The organism is Halohasta salina (assembly GCF_024178165.1).
In the GTDB taxonomy this organism is placed as follows: domain Archaea; phylum Halobacteriota; class Halobacteria; order Halobacteriales; family Haloferacaceae; genus Halohasta; species Halohasta salina.
This window is the reverse complement of the sequence record NZ_JAMZIE010000003.1, coordinates 389,036-405,225: the sequence shown is the minus strand read 5'-3', so window position 1 is coordinate 405,225 and position 16,190 is coordinate 389,036. Positions and strand designations below refer to the sequence as shown.

Genomic DNA, 16,190 nt, shown 5'->3' with positions numbered 1-16,190 from the left:
CCCTCGATACGTTCGGCACCGTCGACCGGTCGACCGGAATACCGGCCGACTGATCGGATTGTGAGAGTGTTTATCAGGAACGGGACCAATTGTCGGATATGGAACCCCGCGGGCTCGCCGGGTGGCTACGAACAACGATGACACGCCGCGAGTCGGGCGACAGCCATCCCGAGGGACCGACGGGGGTCGACGGATCGCGTCGGTTCGGGCGTGCCGAGCGGAGCCAGTCGGAGGTGTTGGGAACCGTGCTGATTCTCGGGTTGTCGATGACGGTGATCGGCACCTCGCTGGCGCTGGGTGGGGTGGCAGTCGGCGATCTGATTTCGGATGCGGAGTCGACCAACGTCGAAACCGGGATGGCACACATGAGTTCGAAGATCAGCCTCGTCGCGCTGGGCGATGCGGACTCCCAGCGGTTCAGCCTCGGGGCGATGCAGGAGGGGACGCTGGCGGTCCGCCCCGACGCGGGGTCGATACGGGTGTACAACGCCACCGGCAGCGACCGGGAACTGCTCAACGACAACCGGACCACGATGGGGGCGCTCGTCTACGTCGGCGAGGACCGGGAGATCGCCTATCAGGGCGGTGGGATCTGGACGAAACAGGGCAACGCAAGCCGGATGACCTCGCCGCCGGAGTACCACTACCGCGGGACGACCCTGACGCTGCCGATCATCAACGTCACCGGCGAGGGTGTCATCGGCGGCCGGCCCGACGGCCGGATCACGCCCGTTACGGTGGCCGAAGACGCCGTCCCCGGGGTGTCGACGCCGCTGGAGTCGGGAACGATCGAAATCGAGATCCAAAGCGACTACTATCAGGGCTGGTACGCGTTCCTCGACGAGCGCACCGAGGGCGAGACCGAGATCTACCACTCGAATCGAACGGTCGTGTCGCGGCTGGTCGTCCCCGACACCGAGACCTTCGACAACGCGCTGTCGGTCGAGACGTTTTACGAGGCGAAAGGCAGCGCCGACATCGACGAACCGGTCGAGGACTTCACCCCCCACCGGTCGGCCGACCCACTGATCGACAACCGGATCGCAACCGCCGAAGCCGACGGCACCGGCAACGGTAGTCTCTCTGCGTCCGGTGGGTCGATCGATGCCGGCACCTACTACATCGACGGTGATCTCGTCCTCACCGATGACCTCGATATCGACACCAGCAGTGGGAACGTGACGATCATCGTCGACGGCGAGTTCGACATCCAGAACAACGACGTGACGGTGACCGATAGCTCCGATCACCACGTCGAGTACTACGTCGCCGACTCGTTCAACGCCGACGGCAACGGCTATCTGGGAACGGCCAGTGTCGACGCCGAACCCGCGCGGAACCGGCTGTTCATCGGTAATGGATTCCTCGATGACTCCAGCGGCGGCGGCACCGTCCGGATCGAGGCGATCGTCTACGCCCCCGACGCCGATATCGAGACCAGCGGCACCGTCGACATCGTCGGCTCGATCGTCGCCAACAGTCTCGACGTGAAGGGGAACTTCAATCTGGAGTACAAGTCATCGCTGGCCGAAACGACCGTCGAACTCACCGGCGCGGCCGACCTTCTGAAATACCTTCACGTCAGCCACAACGAGGTCAGGGTCGACCCGAACTGACGACCGGTCGCTCGGGTGGTCTGTGAGGAATTCAATCACAAAACGGATGGCCTCTCCGGGGAGGGGGCCGATGCCGGAGAGACCAATGGCCGCGCAGTGCGGCCGAACGCGGAGGGAGTGGGGGCCAGCGGGGACTGGATAGGGAAGCGATCCCGATGAGTGTAGTCACCGGGATCACAACTATCCAATCAGGACAACAGGAAGGACATAGTTAAACCTATTTACAGTATGAATTTTATTATATATAGCATCAGGTAATCCATTGAGAATAGTAATACAGTTTTTCGAATGTTTCTGTTCTATAATCAGTCGCGGACGTATTCGTCTGAAAACCGTGGACTGCGGTGTTGTCGATGTGGGCTACAGCCCTCTCTGGGGCACTGAACGAAGATGGGTAAAAAGAACGACGTTCTTCAAATGCAGTATGGGTTTGGGCAGGTTTCGTCGGTTTGGATCATGCTGTTTCCTCCTCGTTGTCATCTTCTGTCTGAAATCCGAGTTTGCTCAGATGCTTCTCACGGCGTCTCTCATAGGCCGCGAGATCCGATGCTTGATCGTAGTGCTGTTCGATGATCTCGACGCTCGCGTTAACTCGTTCGGCCACAACGTCGGCCCGCAGGCCGCGGTCAAGCTGCCACGTAATCGATCCTGAGCGGATCTGGTGTGGCGACCGTGATGACGGACACTTCGATGCATCTGCCTGAGTCGTCCAGTCACAACTGTCGCGGTCCTTCCCGTGCGGACAGGATCGAAACCGACACGGGATCGTCGCGTAGTAACAGCTCGTCCGTAGCACGTTCAGGCTAATCCGGCCGTGCATCGTGGCGAACAGCGGTTGTCGACCATGATCGTCGGTGACATCGGGACGGTCCTCAGCAACGTAGTCGGTGAGTGCATCAACGACTGGCTGGCTGATCCCGACGACGCGCTCGCCGTCGTAGGCGTTCTTCAACGGCGTCCCTGTCTCCGGTCGATGCCGGAAGCGAACAAATCCCTCCTGGAAGTCGACGTCACCGAGATCGAGGCCTCGCAGTCCGCCCATCCGCGCCCCGGTGTACCACGCCAATTCGAGGAAGGCATGGCCGCGTGGATAGTCCTCGTCACCGTTCCGGTAGACATCCAATAACGATTTGGCACGATGCGGTTCCAGAATCGTCTCGTCGGTCTGGTCGTCGGCCGACACCTTCGGCAACTCTATCGACTCCGGCAGTTCATCGTCGACCACGCCGATCCGGGCGCAGTAGTCGAGCAGTTGCCGCAGCGTCCCGAGTTCGTTCCGCAGCGTGATCGCCGCGAGATCGTTCCCGCGACGGTGGGTCTCGAAGGTCTCGATGTCCCACGGGTCCAGCTGGGCAACCGAGTCGATGCCCTCGCTGTTCGCCCAGCGAACGAAGTGCCGGAGTTGTCCCCGGTAGCCCGCGATCGTCTGGGCAGCCCGATCGAGTGAGGCCCGATCGAGCCAGCGGTCGACTGCCTCCTGTGGCGAGAGGTCCGGCGCGTCGCTCATGGCCAGTCCTCCGCGTTGGCTTTCAGCAGCTTCTCAGCAGTCCCGTGGACGTTCCCCGAACTCTGCTGCGCTGGTCGCTCGTCGAGGCTGTCGCCAGTCCACCGACACGCTCCACACCGATACTTGTCGGCCGAGTCGTCGTGCGGCGAGAGCGGCGATGACGGCACGCGACGAGAGAGTTGCCGAGTCGACCCGCAGTTGGGACAGCAGTCGACCCGCTTCCCGTCGACACCACTCGCCAGTTCCTGCTGGTCGGTGCTCATGACTCGTCTTCCCGCCAGTAGTCGACGACGTGGGTCGGGTGTCGCCGGGCGTGTTCCCACTCGTGGGTCCGGCCCGGCTCGGCGAGGATCGTTGCCGTCTCCCCGCAGCGACAGCAGTAGCACGACACCACGCGGTGGCTATCGACGTCGCGCTCGAACGGCGTCGTCGTGTCGACCGCGCTCATGTCGACGTTCGGCGCGGTGCCAACTGCGGTCGTCTCAGGCATCGTTTCCCCCGCACGTCGGGCAGACGCGATGCGGGATACCGCCCTGTGTCGTCTCGGTGACGAGCTTCGATCCGCAGCGACCACACCACCGGTTCATAGGTAGCCCTCCGTGTCGTTGAGTCGCTGCCAGTGGCGCCACAGAATCGGATCGGCCGCGAGGGCTGTCCGACACTGCATCAGCGCCAGTTCAAACCGGCCGTAATGACGAGTCATGCTTCCACCTCGTCGAGTCCGGTCTGCTCATCGTGTAGCCCGCTTCCACGATTATCCGGCTGGATATCCCGCATTTCAGCGGCCCAGCCTTCGAGTCGCTGTTTGATTTTGTCGAGCCGAGCTTCCAACTCGTCCATATCCTCGGCCTCGACAGTCGCCTTGATTTTGTCGCGGTCGTCGGTCGACGTTCCGCGGGTTAGCTCGGTCGTGATCGAAAACGCGTTCTCGTCGCTCACGATCCTTCACCCCCGGATTCGGCTTCGGCGATCGTCGACGTGTCGCCGCTCGGATCGATCATGTCGATCCGGTGGATCACCTTTGGATCACAGCGAACTTTGATTTCGATCGGGCCGATCTCCTTCGTGACTTGTGACCGGCCGTGTCTGATCAGGTGCTGGAGGTCGTCGGCATCGAGGTCGACCGTCAGGCCGCCTTTGGTTTCGTCACTCATCCGTCGACCCTCCGTCGGTCGCGGCCGCCAGCGGTTGGGTCGTCGCATGATCGAAGTCGTCGGCGATCTGCTCGGCCAGCCGTCGACCAGCGTCGGTTACTTCGTAGTAGTTCGTCCGTCGGTCCTGCTCGCCCTTCTCGACGAGTTGGTGGTCGACCAGTTCATCGAGGTTCGGGTACAACCGTCCGTGATTGATCCGGTCGCCTGTTCGGGCTTCGAGGTTCCGCCTGATGGTCTGGCCGCTCGGCTTCTCGGAGTCGACGATCTCGCGGAGAAGATTGAGTTGGAACCCGCTGAGGTCGTACCACTGAACGCCACCGTCGGCAATGATCGACAACCCAGCGCACTCGCTACACACTGGCGTTCGGGTTCGCGCGTCGACGCCGTCGGCTGCGGCTCCGCAGTGACAGCGGTTATTTGCGTTCGTTACGTCGTCTGTCGTGCGGGGTTTCATCCCCGTGGTTTTCGCGGATTGCATGGGGCAAACCGCGGAACCGTAACGCGGCGGGTGTTCCAGCACCCACCGCGTCACCGACCAATCTCACAGTGCCAACAGTGTCTCGCAGCGGTCCCGTGGGTACACCTTGTTCACCGCTGTCTATTATAGTTAACGGAGAATCTCTGAGTATCTTATAGTCTCCAATGTTAACAAACAGATAATTTAGGCAACAAGGAAAACCATAGAAGATATGCGCCACTCTGGAGATTGGATGACGATTGTAGATGATCGGGTGTTAGAATACATCCGAGAACACGATTCTGGTTCTCCTACAAAAATGAAGAATGATGCCCCAATTCACTACTCTCGTCAATATGTCCACAAGCGTTGTAAGAAACTCGCTGAGGAAGGCCTTGTTAAGCATCTGGGAAATGGGGTGTACATTATAACTGAAGACGGAGAGGCATATCTGGACGGAAAACTGGATACCCAGAACTGGGTTCGTGTTGATGAGAACGGTAACGAATCGGTTGGGGGAACCTCTGAGAAACAGGAGGGCTAACAGATGCGAAAGTCGGCTTCATGGATGCACCAGCTCGACGAGCGGATCATCGAGCATCTTGATGAGAGTGGTTGGGCATCCCCGTCGACAATGAGTCGTAGTTTCCGGTTCACGGCGTCCGAAGATCGGATTCTCGAACGGTGTGAGGCATTGGTCGACTGCGGGTTGATCGCACCGATCTACGAGGGTGCGTCGATATTTGAGTTGACTACTATCGGCTATCTCTACTTGGATGGCGATCTCGATGCCGACACTCTGCCACGCCGGTCGCGGGCCTGAACGCGGTGGTAGCGGGCTCGTAGGTACTGATGCGTTGTTTCTATCCACTCTTGACGGTTCTCGGTCGACATGAGGTCTCGTGGTCACAGCTTACAATTTAAAATCAGTTCTTTACGAAATGGGCGAATAGATAGCTGTTATTATCCATTTCTATATGTTTCAGCTATCATTGAACATCCGGTATATTATTATGTGTATTCTACATATGATGGGCTATGTCTACCCCTGCCCTTGACCCCCATAATTTGGCGACAGAATTCATTGAGGAGAAACACGCAGAACAATCGATCGCCGAAACTCTCCACGAACTCGACGAGCACCCAGAGGCAGAGTGGATACCGCTAGGGCGGGAGCCAAACAATTACAGTATTGTCGAAAACCAGCAGGCAGACGCGATGGCGGCATTTACTGAGTTAGTCGTCAATTCAATTGATGCTATAATCTTGCGTGCGTTTTTTGAGAAATTCGGTGACGAGTACGAAGGCGACGAATACTCGTCATTGGAAGAGGCTGCCAATGATCTCATTGATAAAGAAGAAGATGAGATCGAGGTGACCGCACACGGCGAACAAAACGGCCCGTTCTCTCTCACATTGTATGATAACGGGTGTGGACAGACACAATCAGACTTTGAACATACATTCTTAAATGTACTTACACCGGGGGAAATCAAACAAGAATTCGATTTCTTGCAGGGAAAATACGGGATGGGGTCGACGGGGGTTTTGCCATTTTGTGGTGAGCGAGGCTACAAATTCATTGCATCGTCTGCTTTTGATGAACCCGGTAAGTGGTCGTGGTCAATCATTCGTCAGAACCGTGAAAAAACACGCTATGAATATTTAACGGTAAATGGTCGACCTCCTCAATTTTCTGGGAAACTCGCAGACAGAGAACAGGGAACGTATATAAAATGTTTCAACTATGAGAGCGAAGTAAAGAGCACAATTACAAAACGGTTTAGACATCGTCTTGAACGCTATGTAGTTGAATCTCCTGTGCCAATTCGGCTCAACGAAACTCGTTACGGGGACTCTTATGGTGCTCCGAAAACAGAGGGCCTACTTCCCAGCATATGGGACAAAAAACAATACCTACAAGATCACGACCGTATTGAGCACACCTTCGATAATGATGTGCTTGGTACAAAAAATGTCAACATTTTCTTGTTCAAGGATAAGGACCAGTTGAAGGAAATTGGTCTGTCAGAGAAGGTCACAGAGTCTTTCGTAACTGGTGCAAAGCAGACTAAACAAGCTATTCTCTTCACATACAATGGTCAAACCCACGGAGATCAAGGGCAGACATTCCTCAAGCGACGTTGTAATCTACGCCGTATCTCGAATGACACATTGGTTGTCATCGACTTTTCTGATATCAACGATGCAGACGTAGTTGACTTATTCAAACCCTCTCGGGATCGTTTGCAAAACAAGGATCCTTCGAAAGTTCTCAAATCGGAACTCGAAGACCTTCTCAAATCAAACGAAATACTCCTTGAAGAAGAGGAACGTCGTCGGACTAAAGATATAGAGGAAGAATCAGAGGATCTCGAAGAGGATATTCTCGATGATATCCTCCGGCGGAATCCATCACTCAAAGGGTATCTGAAGGAAGGTAAGAAGACACCAACGATCGATAAACAGGGGGAGGAAGAGGCTGATTATGAGGGGAATTTCTACCCCAGTGAATTCAATATAATTAAAAAATATCGCTCGCGTTCGGATTACGATATTTGGGAGAACAATGACAATGAGGACCAATACACGGTCCAAATCCCTGAAAACAAAACTTCTCTCCAGCGATTCGAGCTTGATGCTACCAATGATTATCTCACCCGCGACAAGGACCGGGGTTCGGTAGATGTTTCTCTACCGTCAATGGTCAAATCGAAGCGACTCAAGAATGGGGTACTTAGCCTGAGATTTGACCCTCCAGATGCTTTCTCGCCAGGTAATCAAGTCAATATGGAGGTTACTGTCTCACCAACTCAAGGGACAGGTTCCATGTCTCAGACAATCACCGTAGAAGTGACCGAACCTGTCGAAAAAACAAAAACGAATACGCCAAAAGACCAAAATGAGGGTGCTGCAGGATACGAACTTCCGGATGCCCACTTTATTGGAGAAGAGGATTGGGACGAATACGATATGGACGAACATTCGATTGTTCGTCTATACCCCGGACCAGAGAACGACATGACGCTATATATTAACGAAGATAGTGCTCCATACGTTAATTTCCGCCAGCGGCACAACCTCAAAGAAAGTGGTAAAACGTATGTGAAACAAACCTACAAGCTGGGTATGATACTATTCTCTGTGGGCCAATATATTGAAATTGAGCAGGAAACAAAGGATGACCCACAGTGGGAAGAGATCGACCCTGTTGAAGTTGTTGAGACGACAATGAGGGGAGTAGCACAGTCATTCCTTGATCAAACGATCACCGATGACAAATTGAAACAGATAACATATTAATCACAATTCTCAAATATCTTCGACGAGACGACCCAGTATACAATGTCTAACATGGATGGGTTTGATGACCTACAGTACCCGTCGACAGATGACCCTCCAAAACATGATTTCCAACCGGGCGACGCGAGAGACCTCCCTGTTGATGATAACAGTGTTGATCTAATAATCACGTCTCCTCCTTATTTTCAGAAGCGCGACTACGGCCTTGCGGACCAAATCGGTCAAGAGTCAACCCCTGAGGAGTATATTTCATCACTCATGGAATGTCTTGATGAGTGGGAGCGAGTACTACGAGATACTGGATCAATTTTCCTTAATGTTGGAGATAAGTACAAAAATCGAAGCAGAATGGGCATTCCATGGAAGCTAGTACAGAAAGCGAGAGAGCGTCATTGGAGGGTCAGAAACGAAATTATCTGGCACAAACCTAATGGTGTTCCTACCTCTGCTCAAAACCGGTTTACTGGGCGTCATGAGACGATTTTCTATCTGACACCCCCTAACACAGACTATTATTTCGATAAATATGGTTACAAGAATCGCTATGAGGATCCTATCGACGTTTGGAAGATTCCTCATGATCAGAATGATACCCACCTTGCTCCCTATCCATCGGAACTCGTCGAGCGTTGTTTGGTGGCAGCCTGTCCCCCTGCTGTATGCAGTAACTGTGGCAAGCCAAGAGAACGTATTCTTGAAAAATCTCTGACTGAATTGAATCCTGACCGGTATCAGTCGAAACGGGCTATGGACATCTACGAAGCCTCGGATCTAACTGAGGAACATATCGAAGCAGTCCGTGCAACAGGAATATCTGATGCTGGTAAAGGAAAGGAAGTACAGAATGGAAGCGGAAAGAATGCTTCAAATACGGAAGAATTAGCTGCTCAGGCGAAGGAAGTCCTTGGCGGGTATTTCCGAGAATTCACTTTCTCACAAGTGAAAACAACCGCAGGGTGGTCTGAGTGTGATTGTAATTCGAGAACTGTCCCTGGTCGAGTCCTTGATCCATTTTGCGGGAGTGGAACGACCGTCGACGTTGCTGCAGAACTTGGTTTGAGTGGTATCGGAGTTGACTTAGACCCACCTGAGCGTGATAATACCGTTTCAGCTCCCAACAAATAGCAATTGATCTATATCCCGTAGAGTTCGGTACGATTGAGCGCTGACCGTGACGTATCGAGTCCAGCAGCCGCCTTTCATTTGCTCATATTCTCTTTGCCGACCATCTCCAACACAGTACATCGAAAAGGACCTCGTTATAGTATCTCCGAAGATTGATATGAGCGGTGAACGTCGTGCTTCTTAATGAGTTGGATCAGTGACCTTATCGCGTCAAGCGAACCCTCTCTCGAAGATATCCAGCCGGAACGCGAAGAGCGATTTCCACGTCATACGTACGGTACAGGGCGTCCAATTGTCATTCACCAAGACGAACTTGATGACATCCATCGGCTCTTAGAAATAGAACGTAACGCACCTGACGGTTGGGACAAGCTACCGCTACTTAGCCGAGAGGAATTCGATCAAGTCGTTGAAGATCGTACAGGTCATTCAGTACCTTCTCCTGAAGACCGCCGCGATGAAATCCGCGCTATTATCGAGTTGTGGCAAGAGCAAATCAGTGGCACACAAGATGCTGTCTGGACCACCACCGGGACTGATACCCGGTTCAAGTTTTATATCGCGCGCTGTGAAGCACGAGCAGAAGCAGACGATGACGACTTTGAGGAGACGGCCGAGCTTGAGACCGCACGCGAGATTTTAGATCGAATAGAAACCGCTCAGGGGATCGACTCGAAGCTCGCAATCGTCCACAAGAGCGACCTTCCGCTTAAGCGACCTGAAGAGAATATTTCGGAAAGTAACTAGATCACAGACACTCAAAATCGGCTCAGATTCGATTTTCGAGATTCCGAGGAATAGGTCAGGCCGTCACCGTCGACGGCCGCAGTTCGGACAGCGATCAGCGTAGTTCCCGTTCGGATGGGCGGCCGCGGCTGCACACCTGACGCACGCGACCAGTTCCGCGTCCGGGCTCGCACTCATGCCCATATCCCCACGAGCGGTAGCGGCAGCGTCGGCAACGAGCCGACTGACAGCCAGCCCATCGAGACACCGACGATCAGCAGCAGCGCGACCGCCGCCGCACCGAAGAACGCGATCCGCGCCGTCTGGATCGCTGTCTGGATGAACGACAGGATAGAGTGGCCGTGATACAGCACGACCAGCGAGGTCGCCACCAGTCCGGCTTTGAATCCGTGGGCTCCGATCAATCCGCCGACTGCCTCGATCGCCATTTCGACGAGTTCGGTCAGCACCATCGCTGATCACCTGCGTTTGCTCGCTCGCTCGTTCGCACCTGCGCACGGGGGGCCGGGGGGCCGCCAGTCCATATACGCGCGCGTAGCCAGTCCGACAGCCAGCCGAACCGAGCTCGAGTCGACCGAGTTCTGAACCCGGACCCTCGGATCATCGACGATCACCCACGGTTTCGAGTTTCAGCTTGTGACTGACTGGGATATCGTAGTCGTCCCACGTGATTTTTTTCTCGAAGTTCTGTTCGGAGTAGATCAGGCCCTCGCCGACATCGTAGCTCGACGTGTGGTCGTAGTTCATCTTTACCGAGTCGAATCCGACCACATCGCTGGCAGTTGTCGGGTTCGCCGATCCGTTCATCGCTACGCGCCAGCGAATTTTTCGCCGGATCATTGAGTGGATATCCTTCTCCGAGTGACCGAAGGCGAAGATCGTCAGCCCCATTTTCCGCGCATCCACCCACGCATCGCGCAGCAGCTGGACTTTCTGGTAGCTGCCGAACGAATCCTTCCGCGCTGCCTGCTCGGCGATGTCGCCGATCTCGTCAAGCATCAGCGTCGTCCACTTGTGCGGGCCGTGCTCAACGCGAGCCAGCACCCACGCGAACCACCAGTGGTTATCGGGATCGTCCGGATGGAACAGCGTCTCCCTACCCTGTGGGAGATCGTAGCTTTTCTCGGCAGCATCTTCGAGCAGCCCCTGACACCCTTGCATTTCAGGATCCGGGTAGACGACGTGGACCTGCCCCGGTTCCAGAATCTTTTCGTTTAGATGCCGTGGGTTCCGGTAGCGTTTGATTTCTCGAACTACGCGGCCCTCAAGCTGCTCTATCTTCGGGATGTCGATCGTCTCGTCAGTCGGTCGACGCGGGACGAACCGAGCGCTGTATTCGGTTGTCTCCGGCAACACCAGCGTCACCCACGGGGCCAGCGGTAGCCACTCCGAGCGGCTGGCCGACCCGCGCCAGACCAGCCGTTCGTTGTTGATGTCGATCAGCCGAACGGCCAGATGAATAGCGAGCGTCGACTTCCCGGTTCCGGGCTTCCCCGTCGCCAGCAGGTCAGTACCGCCGGCTTTCATGTGTGACGGCGGGTCCCAACTGTGGGTCAGCAGATCCGGGACGAGCCCTTCAGCGCGCTCGTCGAACTGCTCGGGGTTGTACGGCGCAACACCGAACTCTTCGCGGATCGCACGGGCGTCGGTCCACTGCTGGCCCTCGCCGCCTTGGATCGTTCGGTAGTCCGCGTCGGGTAGCTTTCTCAGGAACTCTTCAACTGTCGTTGGGTCGGTACTCTGTTGGGACTTGCTCATAGGTGAGATCCTCCAGTGTCGTCGGGTGTCGTATCGGTCTGTGGCTCCTCGATCGAGCGGTCGGTCATGTCTTGCACAGCACGGTTGAACGCCGGGAGCAGATTCCGGCAGACCCACAGCTGACGGTGCATTCGCCACGCCGGATCGGCCGAACACATGATCCGGTCGCCGCTGGGGTCGTTGTGGAGATCGCGGATCAACTCTCCTGGAGCGCGACCGTCACTGACCGGTTCGCCGCGGGTCGCCAGCATCAGGTCGTCACCCCAATCGAGGATATCCGCACGGTCTTCGAGTCCGGTTCCGAGAACGCGCCGAAGTGTTTCCTGCTGGTGGACGTGGAGTTCTTCGAGCGCCGGACGCACTGCCATCGTCTGTTCATCCGGGTCGTATCCGGGCTCGTCGGTGTCATCATCGCTGCCGACGTATTCGGTCGCCTGATTCCTGATCGATCGGAACGTCCGAGTTTGGATCGGTGCGATCACGTTCGCCGCCCACTGCTGTCGGGCGCGACTGGCAACGTCATCAGCGAGGTTTCGACTCCGAGCGGCGGGCGTCAGGAAGGCAGACAACACGACGCCCTCGTGATAGTTCGTGTCCGGCCGGAACTCGTATGCGAAGTCAGCGTATCGGGCCGTGGCTACTTGCCCGAGTGTCGAGATCGCCAACTCCTGGAGCCACAGCAACACCGCCTTGCGGCTCTCGAAGCCGTCGAGCAGATCCTGCCGAAGTGCCCGGAGCGTCTGCGGGAGCTGGGCTTCAGCCGGTCGGCGATACTGCTCACTCATCGTCATCCTCCCGTGGATCCGAGAGGTCGCGGATATCGCCGCCGCCGGTGTCACTTTCGAGGCGATCGACATCCGCCGACTCAACAGAGTCGCTGTCGACATCGTCCTCGTCAGCAGTATCGCCAGCGGCTGATCCGAAGGCGGCCTCAACGTTCGATTGGTCGCCGCGGCGAAGGTGATCGGCCTTCACGTCCTCCTGCTGGGCCAGCGCCTTCCACGCGAACTCTTCGGCGTCCTGGAGTCGGTGGGCGTCACGGTTGCCGACACTCATCACGAGCATTGACGCCAGTACCGGCCGCATGGCCGCAGGTGCGGGCTCAACGCGGCAGTATGAGTCCGTGCCTTCGACCGCGTACACCCACACGTACACCGCAGCCGCGAGCAGCAGCGTTGCCCACGCAACGGCCCCGTACTGCTGGGCAGCCCACCACGTTCCACCGATGACGCCGACCGCGATCCCGACCGGCCAGAGCGCCTCCCGCCACGTATCGAACTCCGGCGTCTTCAGGCGGAGTCCCGGCGGCTTGTAGTCGATCAGTGTGTCGGCCTCGGGGTCGACGATGAAACATTCGTCCCACTCACTGTCGAACAGCGAGAACCGCGTCGTCAGCTCATGGGCGTTCTCGATCTTCGCCCGGCCGCCTTTGATCCGAGCGAGGAACGGCAGCCAGCCGTCGCGGATCACCGAGAGCCCACGTTGCCCCTCGTCGACGACGTTGTAGGCCTGCATCGTCCCGAAAGGCATGTCCTCGCTAAAATCGAGTGAGTCGTCAGCATCGCCGCTGCCGACCGAGGGGAACTTCGCCGTCGAGAATGACTCGACGCTCTCGATGTGCGGCTGCCAGAACAGCTTCTCTTCGGCCTGGCCCTCGTGGGTCGCCAGCGTGTAGCCCGTCGACACGAGCGCCACGTAGCCGCCGAGCACGATCGGCGCGGCCACGATGATCTCGGCCAGCTGCGTGTACGCGAACGCCAGCAGCCCGCCAGTGAGCACCGTGATCGAGATTGCGTAGTACAGGAACCCGTGACCCGGCCCTTTGGCGGCCCTGTCGATCGCGTCTCGAACTTTCCGGGAGCCGTAGCCTTGCATGGCGACCGCCGGGAGGATCACGAACGCCCCCGCGAGCATCACGAAGTCCGAGTAGTCGTCGACGTTGATCGGCTGTGTCGTCGCTACCGACTCGTGGGTGAACCGCCAGCGGGCTTCGTCCGACGCGCCCTCGACCCACATCGTGATCTGGTGCGGCTCGTCGTGTTGCGGGAGATCGACTTCGGCGACGCCCTGAATCGGCTCGAAGTTCACCTGTTGGGTCGTCGTCGAGACGTTGACGGCGACCGGCTGGCTTGTCGTCGTGTTGCCGTTACGAACCGTTTTACTGCCTTTCTGCCACGAGACAATTTTGACGGTCCGCGTTTCGGTTCCCGTCGACGCCAGCATCGTTCGCAGATGGATCGTGTTCGTTTGCAGTGTCTGACCGCTGCCGAACTTCGGGCCGTTATCTGCCTTCGTAACCGACTGCCACGGCTGATTCGGTGGCTCAAACTCCAGCCAGTACATCCGGTTTTCGGACGGGACGAGTCGCTGGCCATCGACGGCGTAGTGCGTTCCGTCCTGCTTCAGCTCGTCGAGCGAGTAGCCCTCAGACTGGCCGGCCGCCGGGGCGGCTGCGAGCATCGTAGTCAGCAGCGCCAGCACTGCCAGCACCGCGAGCAGTCGACGTCTCATCCGCCGAACCCTCCGTATCGGTAGGCCGCGGCGACGCCGACGACGATACTCAGGACATGGCCGAACTGGTAGGATGCTTGCGTGAGCGCCGGAACGGCCAGTATCGACGTTACCAGTCCTTGGAGAACGGTCGACCCGAGCCAGCCAGCCGCGCCGACACCGAGCGTCTGGCCGAACTTGTACGAGAACTGAATCGGCCCCATCACTGTCCGTCACCCCCGCGTCGACCGGGGATCACGAATTGCGTGATGTTGCCTTCACGGTACGCCTGCACGGCCTGATACGCGATATAGAGACCACCAACGGCAAGGATCAGGCTCGTCTGTTCGTTGATGAGCCCGCCGAACTCGACGCCGAGCAACACCAGCGAGACGATCAGCCCGATTGCTGACGTGGCTCCCCACACGAGCGGCGAGAACTCATCGAGCCGCCGGAGCACGACGAACGACACCAGCGGGACCGCCACCGCGAAGATTGCCACTGTGGTTCCTTGTGGGACCGGCACGACGCCGCTGACGACTGACGCGAGTACCAGCCCGACGCTGACGAGCGTGCCGAGTGTCGGCCGGGCTCGAAGGAACTGCACCAGTTGCACGAGCCCGGACCCGCCGAGACTCAGCAGCGTCAGTAGACCGCTGACCAGTCGACCCAGCACGCCGCCGATCACCGGGATTGACGAGCGTGTGGCCGAGCCAGCCCGCGATCCGACGCGCCGGAGTGTCCCGAACCCGTCACGGCCGCTCCAGTAGACGGCTGCCGTCAGCCCGACGCCCAGCAGTGCCGCCAGCGCCGGCAGTGGGCCGCCGAACGGAATCTCGAAGCCGCTGTTCGTCTGCACGGGTCCGATGATACCGCTGTCTGACTCTGTGGAGCCATCGTCGGTGACTGACCCCAGACTGATCAGCCACGTCTCTGCACTGTCGTCGTCGCTGAAGATCGCGGGAGAGTTGGCTACGTCGCTATCAAGCACGATCCCCTGCGTCAGCGATTCGAGGATATATTCGGTGCCGCTCTGTGTTCGGTAGTATTTGATGTCGACCGGATCGCCCTCGCCGCCGGGACCGGGCGAGACATCTATTTTCGGGTCGCTGCCGGCTTCTTGGACTGTAATCCGAACGTCGCCGGACTTTGGAATCACCTGCGTTTTGAGATGTTGCATCCGGACCGAATCGCCAGCCAGCGCGTTCGGGAATTGCACATGCTGGTCGCCGTTGGCCTCGATCACCGCCGACCCGTCGGGGCCGGAGCCGCCGAATTGATCGGACAGGCCGTAATGCACGCGACTGCCAGATTCAGTCGGTCCGACGTTGATCTGGAACCCATCCGACTTTGAGTCGACACGGAGCTGGGTGTCGAGTTCATCGCCGGGGGCGGTTGCCTCTGTCACTGTTACCGAACCGTTCTCAACTTCGATTTTCCGGCCGGTTGATCGGACGTCGACAGTCGAGTCTTCTGGCAGCTCGCTGCCGTAGGCTGCCGAAATATCGGCCGTTATCTCCGATCCGTCGAACTGGTAGTCCGAATCATCTATTTTGGTCCAAGAGCCGTCATCAATACGATATTCCAGATTATAGACCTCAACGATTCGATCCGAACTGAACGGCAGCAACACCGTTGCGTTCTCAGTTGCGTTTCGGTACGTGTGACTGACGTTATAAGAACTCTCGAACTGCGTTGATGTCGCGGTCGTGTTAATAGTTCGTGAAGCCGTGTGTTGATAATCAAGTCCGACCACCGACTCGGGTCCATCGGTTGGGGAGTTTGTCGATATCGAGACGTTGTTGCGCCCGCCGACGATCCACGCCGGGTCGACGTTGAGACTCGTCGTCTCGCCGTCTCCGAGCGTCCCATCATATCCGGCTGTGTTGCCGTTAACATCGATCGTCGGGTCGACCGTCTCCGAGTGCTCATTCCAAACGATCGACGATTCGACCTGTCCGTGTGCAAAGTCGACCGATATTGTTTCCGATCCGAGACCGAGGTCAAGACCTGTCGACCCGCCTGATCCGAGG

Annotated in this window: 18 protein-coding genes; 6 read left to right on the top strand and 12 right to left on the bottom strand. The window is 57.3% G+C overall.

The window, feature by feature from the left end; all coding sequences use genetic code 11:
- The first annotated feature begins 137 nt into the window (after positions 1–137).
- Positions 138–1,616 (top strand): DUF7289 family protein, encoded by a 1,479-nt coding sequence (locus NKJ34_RS09290; protein ID WP_253738015.1) that lies wholly within the window; start codon positions 138–140, stop codon positions 1,614–1,616.
- A gap of 454 nt (positions 1,617–2,070) precedes the next feature.
- Here the strand turns inward: NKJ34_RS09290 and NKJ34_RS09285 are convergent, their stop codons facing one another.
- The 6 genes from NKJ34_RS09285 to NKJ34_RS09260 form a co-directional block, all read right to left on the bottom strand.
- Positions 2,071–3,123, bottom strand: a complete 1,053-nt coding sequence (locus tag NKJ34_RS09285; RefSeq protein WP_253738014.1) for a tyrosine-type recombinase/integrase — start codon at positions 3,121–3,123, stop codon at positions 2,071–2,073.
- Positions 3,120–3,386 carry a hypothetical protein gene (locus tag NKJ34_RS09280; protein WP_253738013.1) on the bottom strand — a complete coding sequence of 89 codons (267 nt, stop codon included), beginning with the start codon at positions 3,384–3,386 and terminating at the stop codon, positions 3,120–3,122. Before NKJ34_RS09280 ends, NKJ34_RS09285 begins: the two co-directional genes overlap by 4 nt.
- Positions 3,383–3,613: a hypothetical protein gene (locus NKJ34_RS09275; protein ID WP_253738012.1), complete on the bottom strand. Its 231-nt coding sequence runs from the start codon at positions 3,611–3,613 to the stop codon at positions 3,383–3,385. Before NKJ34_RS09275 ends, NKJ34_RS09280 begins: the two co-directional genes overlap by 4 nt.
- 209 nt (positions 3,614–3,822) lie before the next feature.
- Positions 3,823–4,062 carry a DUF7389 domain-containing protein gene (locus NKJ34_RS09270; protein WP_253738011.1) on the bottom strand — a complete coding sequence of 80 codons (240 nt, stop codon included), beginning with the start codon at positions 4,060–4,062 and terminating at the stop codon, positions 3,823–3,825.
- Positions 4,059–4,277, bottom strand: coding sequence for a hypothetical protein (locus NKJ34_RS09265; protein ID WP_253738010.1), 219 nt, complete (start codon positions 4,275–4,277; stop codon positions 4,059–4,061). Before NKJ34_RS09265 ends, NKJ34_RS09270 begins: the two co-directional genes overlap by 4 nt.
- Positions 4,270–4,605 carry a helix-turn-helix transcriptional regulator gene (locus tag NKJ34_RS09260; protein ID WP_425491809.1) on the bottom strand — a complete coding sequence of 112 codons (336 nt, stop codon included), beginning with the start codon at positions 4,603–4,605 and terminating at the stop codon, positions 4,270–4,272. The genes NKJ34_RS09265 and NKJ34_RS09260 overlap by 8 nt, the downstream gene beginning before the upstream one ends.
- 361 nt (positions 4,606–4,966) lie before the next feature.
- On the opposite strand from NKJ34_RS09260, the gene NKJ34_RS09255 reads away from it, so the two are divergent.
- The 5 genes from NKJ34_RS09255 (at position 4,967) to NKJ34_RS09235 (ending at position 9,909) form a co-directional block, all read left to right on the top strand.
- Positions 4,967–5,278 carry a phage repressor protein gene (locus tag NKJ34_RS09255; protein WP_253738008.1) on the top strand — a complete coding sequence of 104 codons (312 nt, stop codon included), beginning with the start codon at positions 4,967–4,969 and terminating at the stop codon, positions 5,276–5,278.
- A 90-nt stretch (positions 5,279–5,368) separates the two neighbouring features.
- Positions 5,369–5,557 carry a hypothetical protein gene (locus NKJ34_RS09250; RefSeq protein ID WP_253738007.1) on the top strand — a complete coding sequence of 63 codons (189 nt, stop codon included), beginning with the start codon at positions 5,369–5,371 and terminating at the stop codon, positions 5,555–5,557.
- 215 nt (positions 5,558–5,772) lie between these two features.
- Positions 5,773–8,037 carry a hypothetical protein gene (locus tag NKJ34_RS09245; protein ID WP_253738006.1) on the top strand — a complete coding sequence of 755 codons (2,265 nt, stop codon included), beginning with the start codon at positions 5,773–5,775 and terminating at the stop codon, positions 8,035–8,037.
- Between the two features lie 51 nt (positions 8,038–8,088).
- The gene (locus tag NKJ34_RS09240) at positions 8,089–9,162 is read left to right on the top strand and encodes a DNA methyltransferase (RefSeq protein WP_253738005.1); all 1,074 of its coding nucleotides are present in this window, start codon (positions 8,089–8,091) and stop codon (positions 9,160–9,162) included.
- Between the two features lie 183 nt (positions 9,163–9,345).
- Positions 9,346–9,909 carry a hypothetical protein gene (locus NKJ34_RS09235; RefSeq protein ID WP_253738004.1) on the top strand — a complete coding sequence of 188 codons (564 nt, stop codon included), beginning with the start codon at positions 9,346–9,348 and terminating at the stop codon, positions 9,907–9,909.
- Between the two features lie 173 nt (positions 9,910–10,082).
- Here NKJ34_RS09235 and NKJ34_RS09230 read toward each other — a convergent pair whose 3' ends face one another.
- The 6 genes from NKJ34_RS09230 to NKJ34_RS09205 all read right to left on the bottom strand — a co-directional run bounded on the left by NKJ34_RS09230 (position 10,083) and on the right by NKJ34_RS09205 (position 15,565).
- A complete protein-coding gene (locus NKJ34_RS09230; RefSeq protein ID WP_253738003.1) occupies positions 10,083–10,361 on the bottom strand; it encodes a hypothetical protein in 279 nt (92 codons plus the stop codon).
- Between the two features lie 148 nt (positions 10,362–10,509).
- Positions 10,510–11,667, bottom strand: a complete 1,158-nt coding sequence (locus NKJ34_RS09225) for an ATP-binding protein (RefSeq protein WP_253738002.1) — start codon at positions 11,665–11,667, stop codon at positions 10,510–10,512.
- Positions 11,664–12,452, bottom strand: coding sequence for a hypothetical protein (locus NKJ34_RS09220; protein ID WP_253738001.1), 789 nt, complete (start codon positions 12,450–12,452; stop codon positions 11,664–11,666). Before NKJ34_RS09220 ends, NKJ34_RS09225 begins: the two co-directional genes overlap by 4 nt.
- Positions 12,445–14,178 carry a hypothetical protein gene (locus tag NKJ34_RS09215; RefSeq protein WP_253738000.1) on the bottom strand — a complete coding sequence of 578 codons (1,734 nt, stop codon included), beginning with the start codon at positions 14,176–14,178 and terminating at the stop codon, positions 12,445–12,447. Before NKJ34_RS09215 ends, NKJ34_RS09220 begins: the two co-directional genes overlap by 8 nt.
- Positions 14,175–14,381 carry a hypothetical protein gene (locus tag NKJ34_RS09210; RefSeq protein ID WP_253737999.1) on the bottom strand — a complete coding sequence of 69 codons (207 nt, stop codon included), beginning with the start codon at positions 14,379–14,381 and terminating at the stop codon, positions 14,175–14,177. Before NKJ34_RS09210 ends, NKJ34_RS09215 begins: the two co-directional genes overlap by 4 nt.
- Entirely contained in the window at positions 14,381–15,565 is a 1,185-nt protein-coding gene (locus NKJ34_RS09205; protein ID WP_253737998.1) for a hypothetical protein, read from the bottom strand. The genes NKJ34_RS09210 and NKJ34_RS09205 overlap by 1 nt, the downstream gene beginning before the upstream one ends.
- Positions 15,566–16,190: the final 625 nt, after the last annotated feature.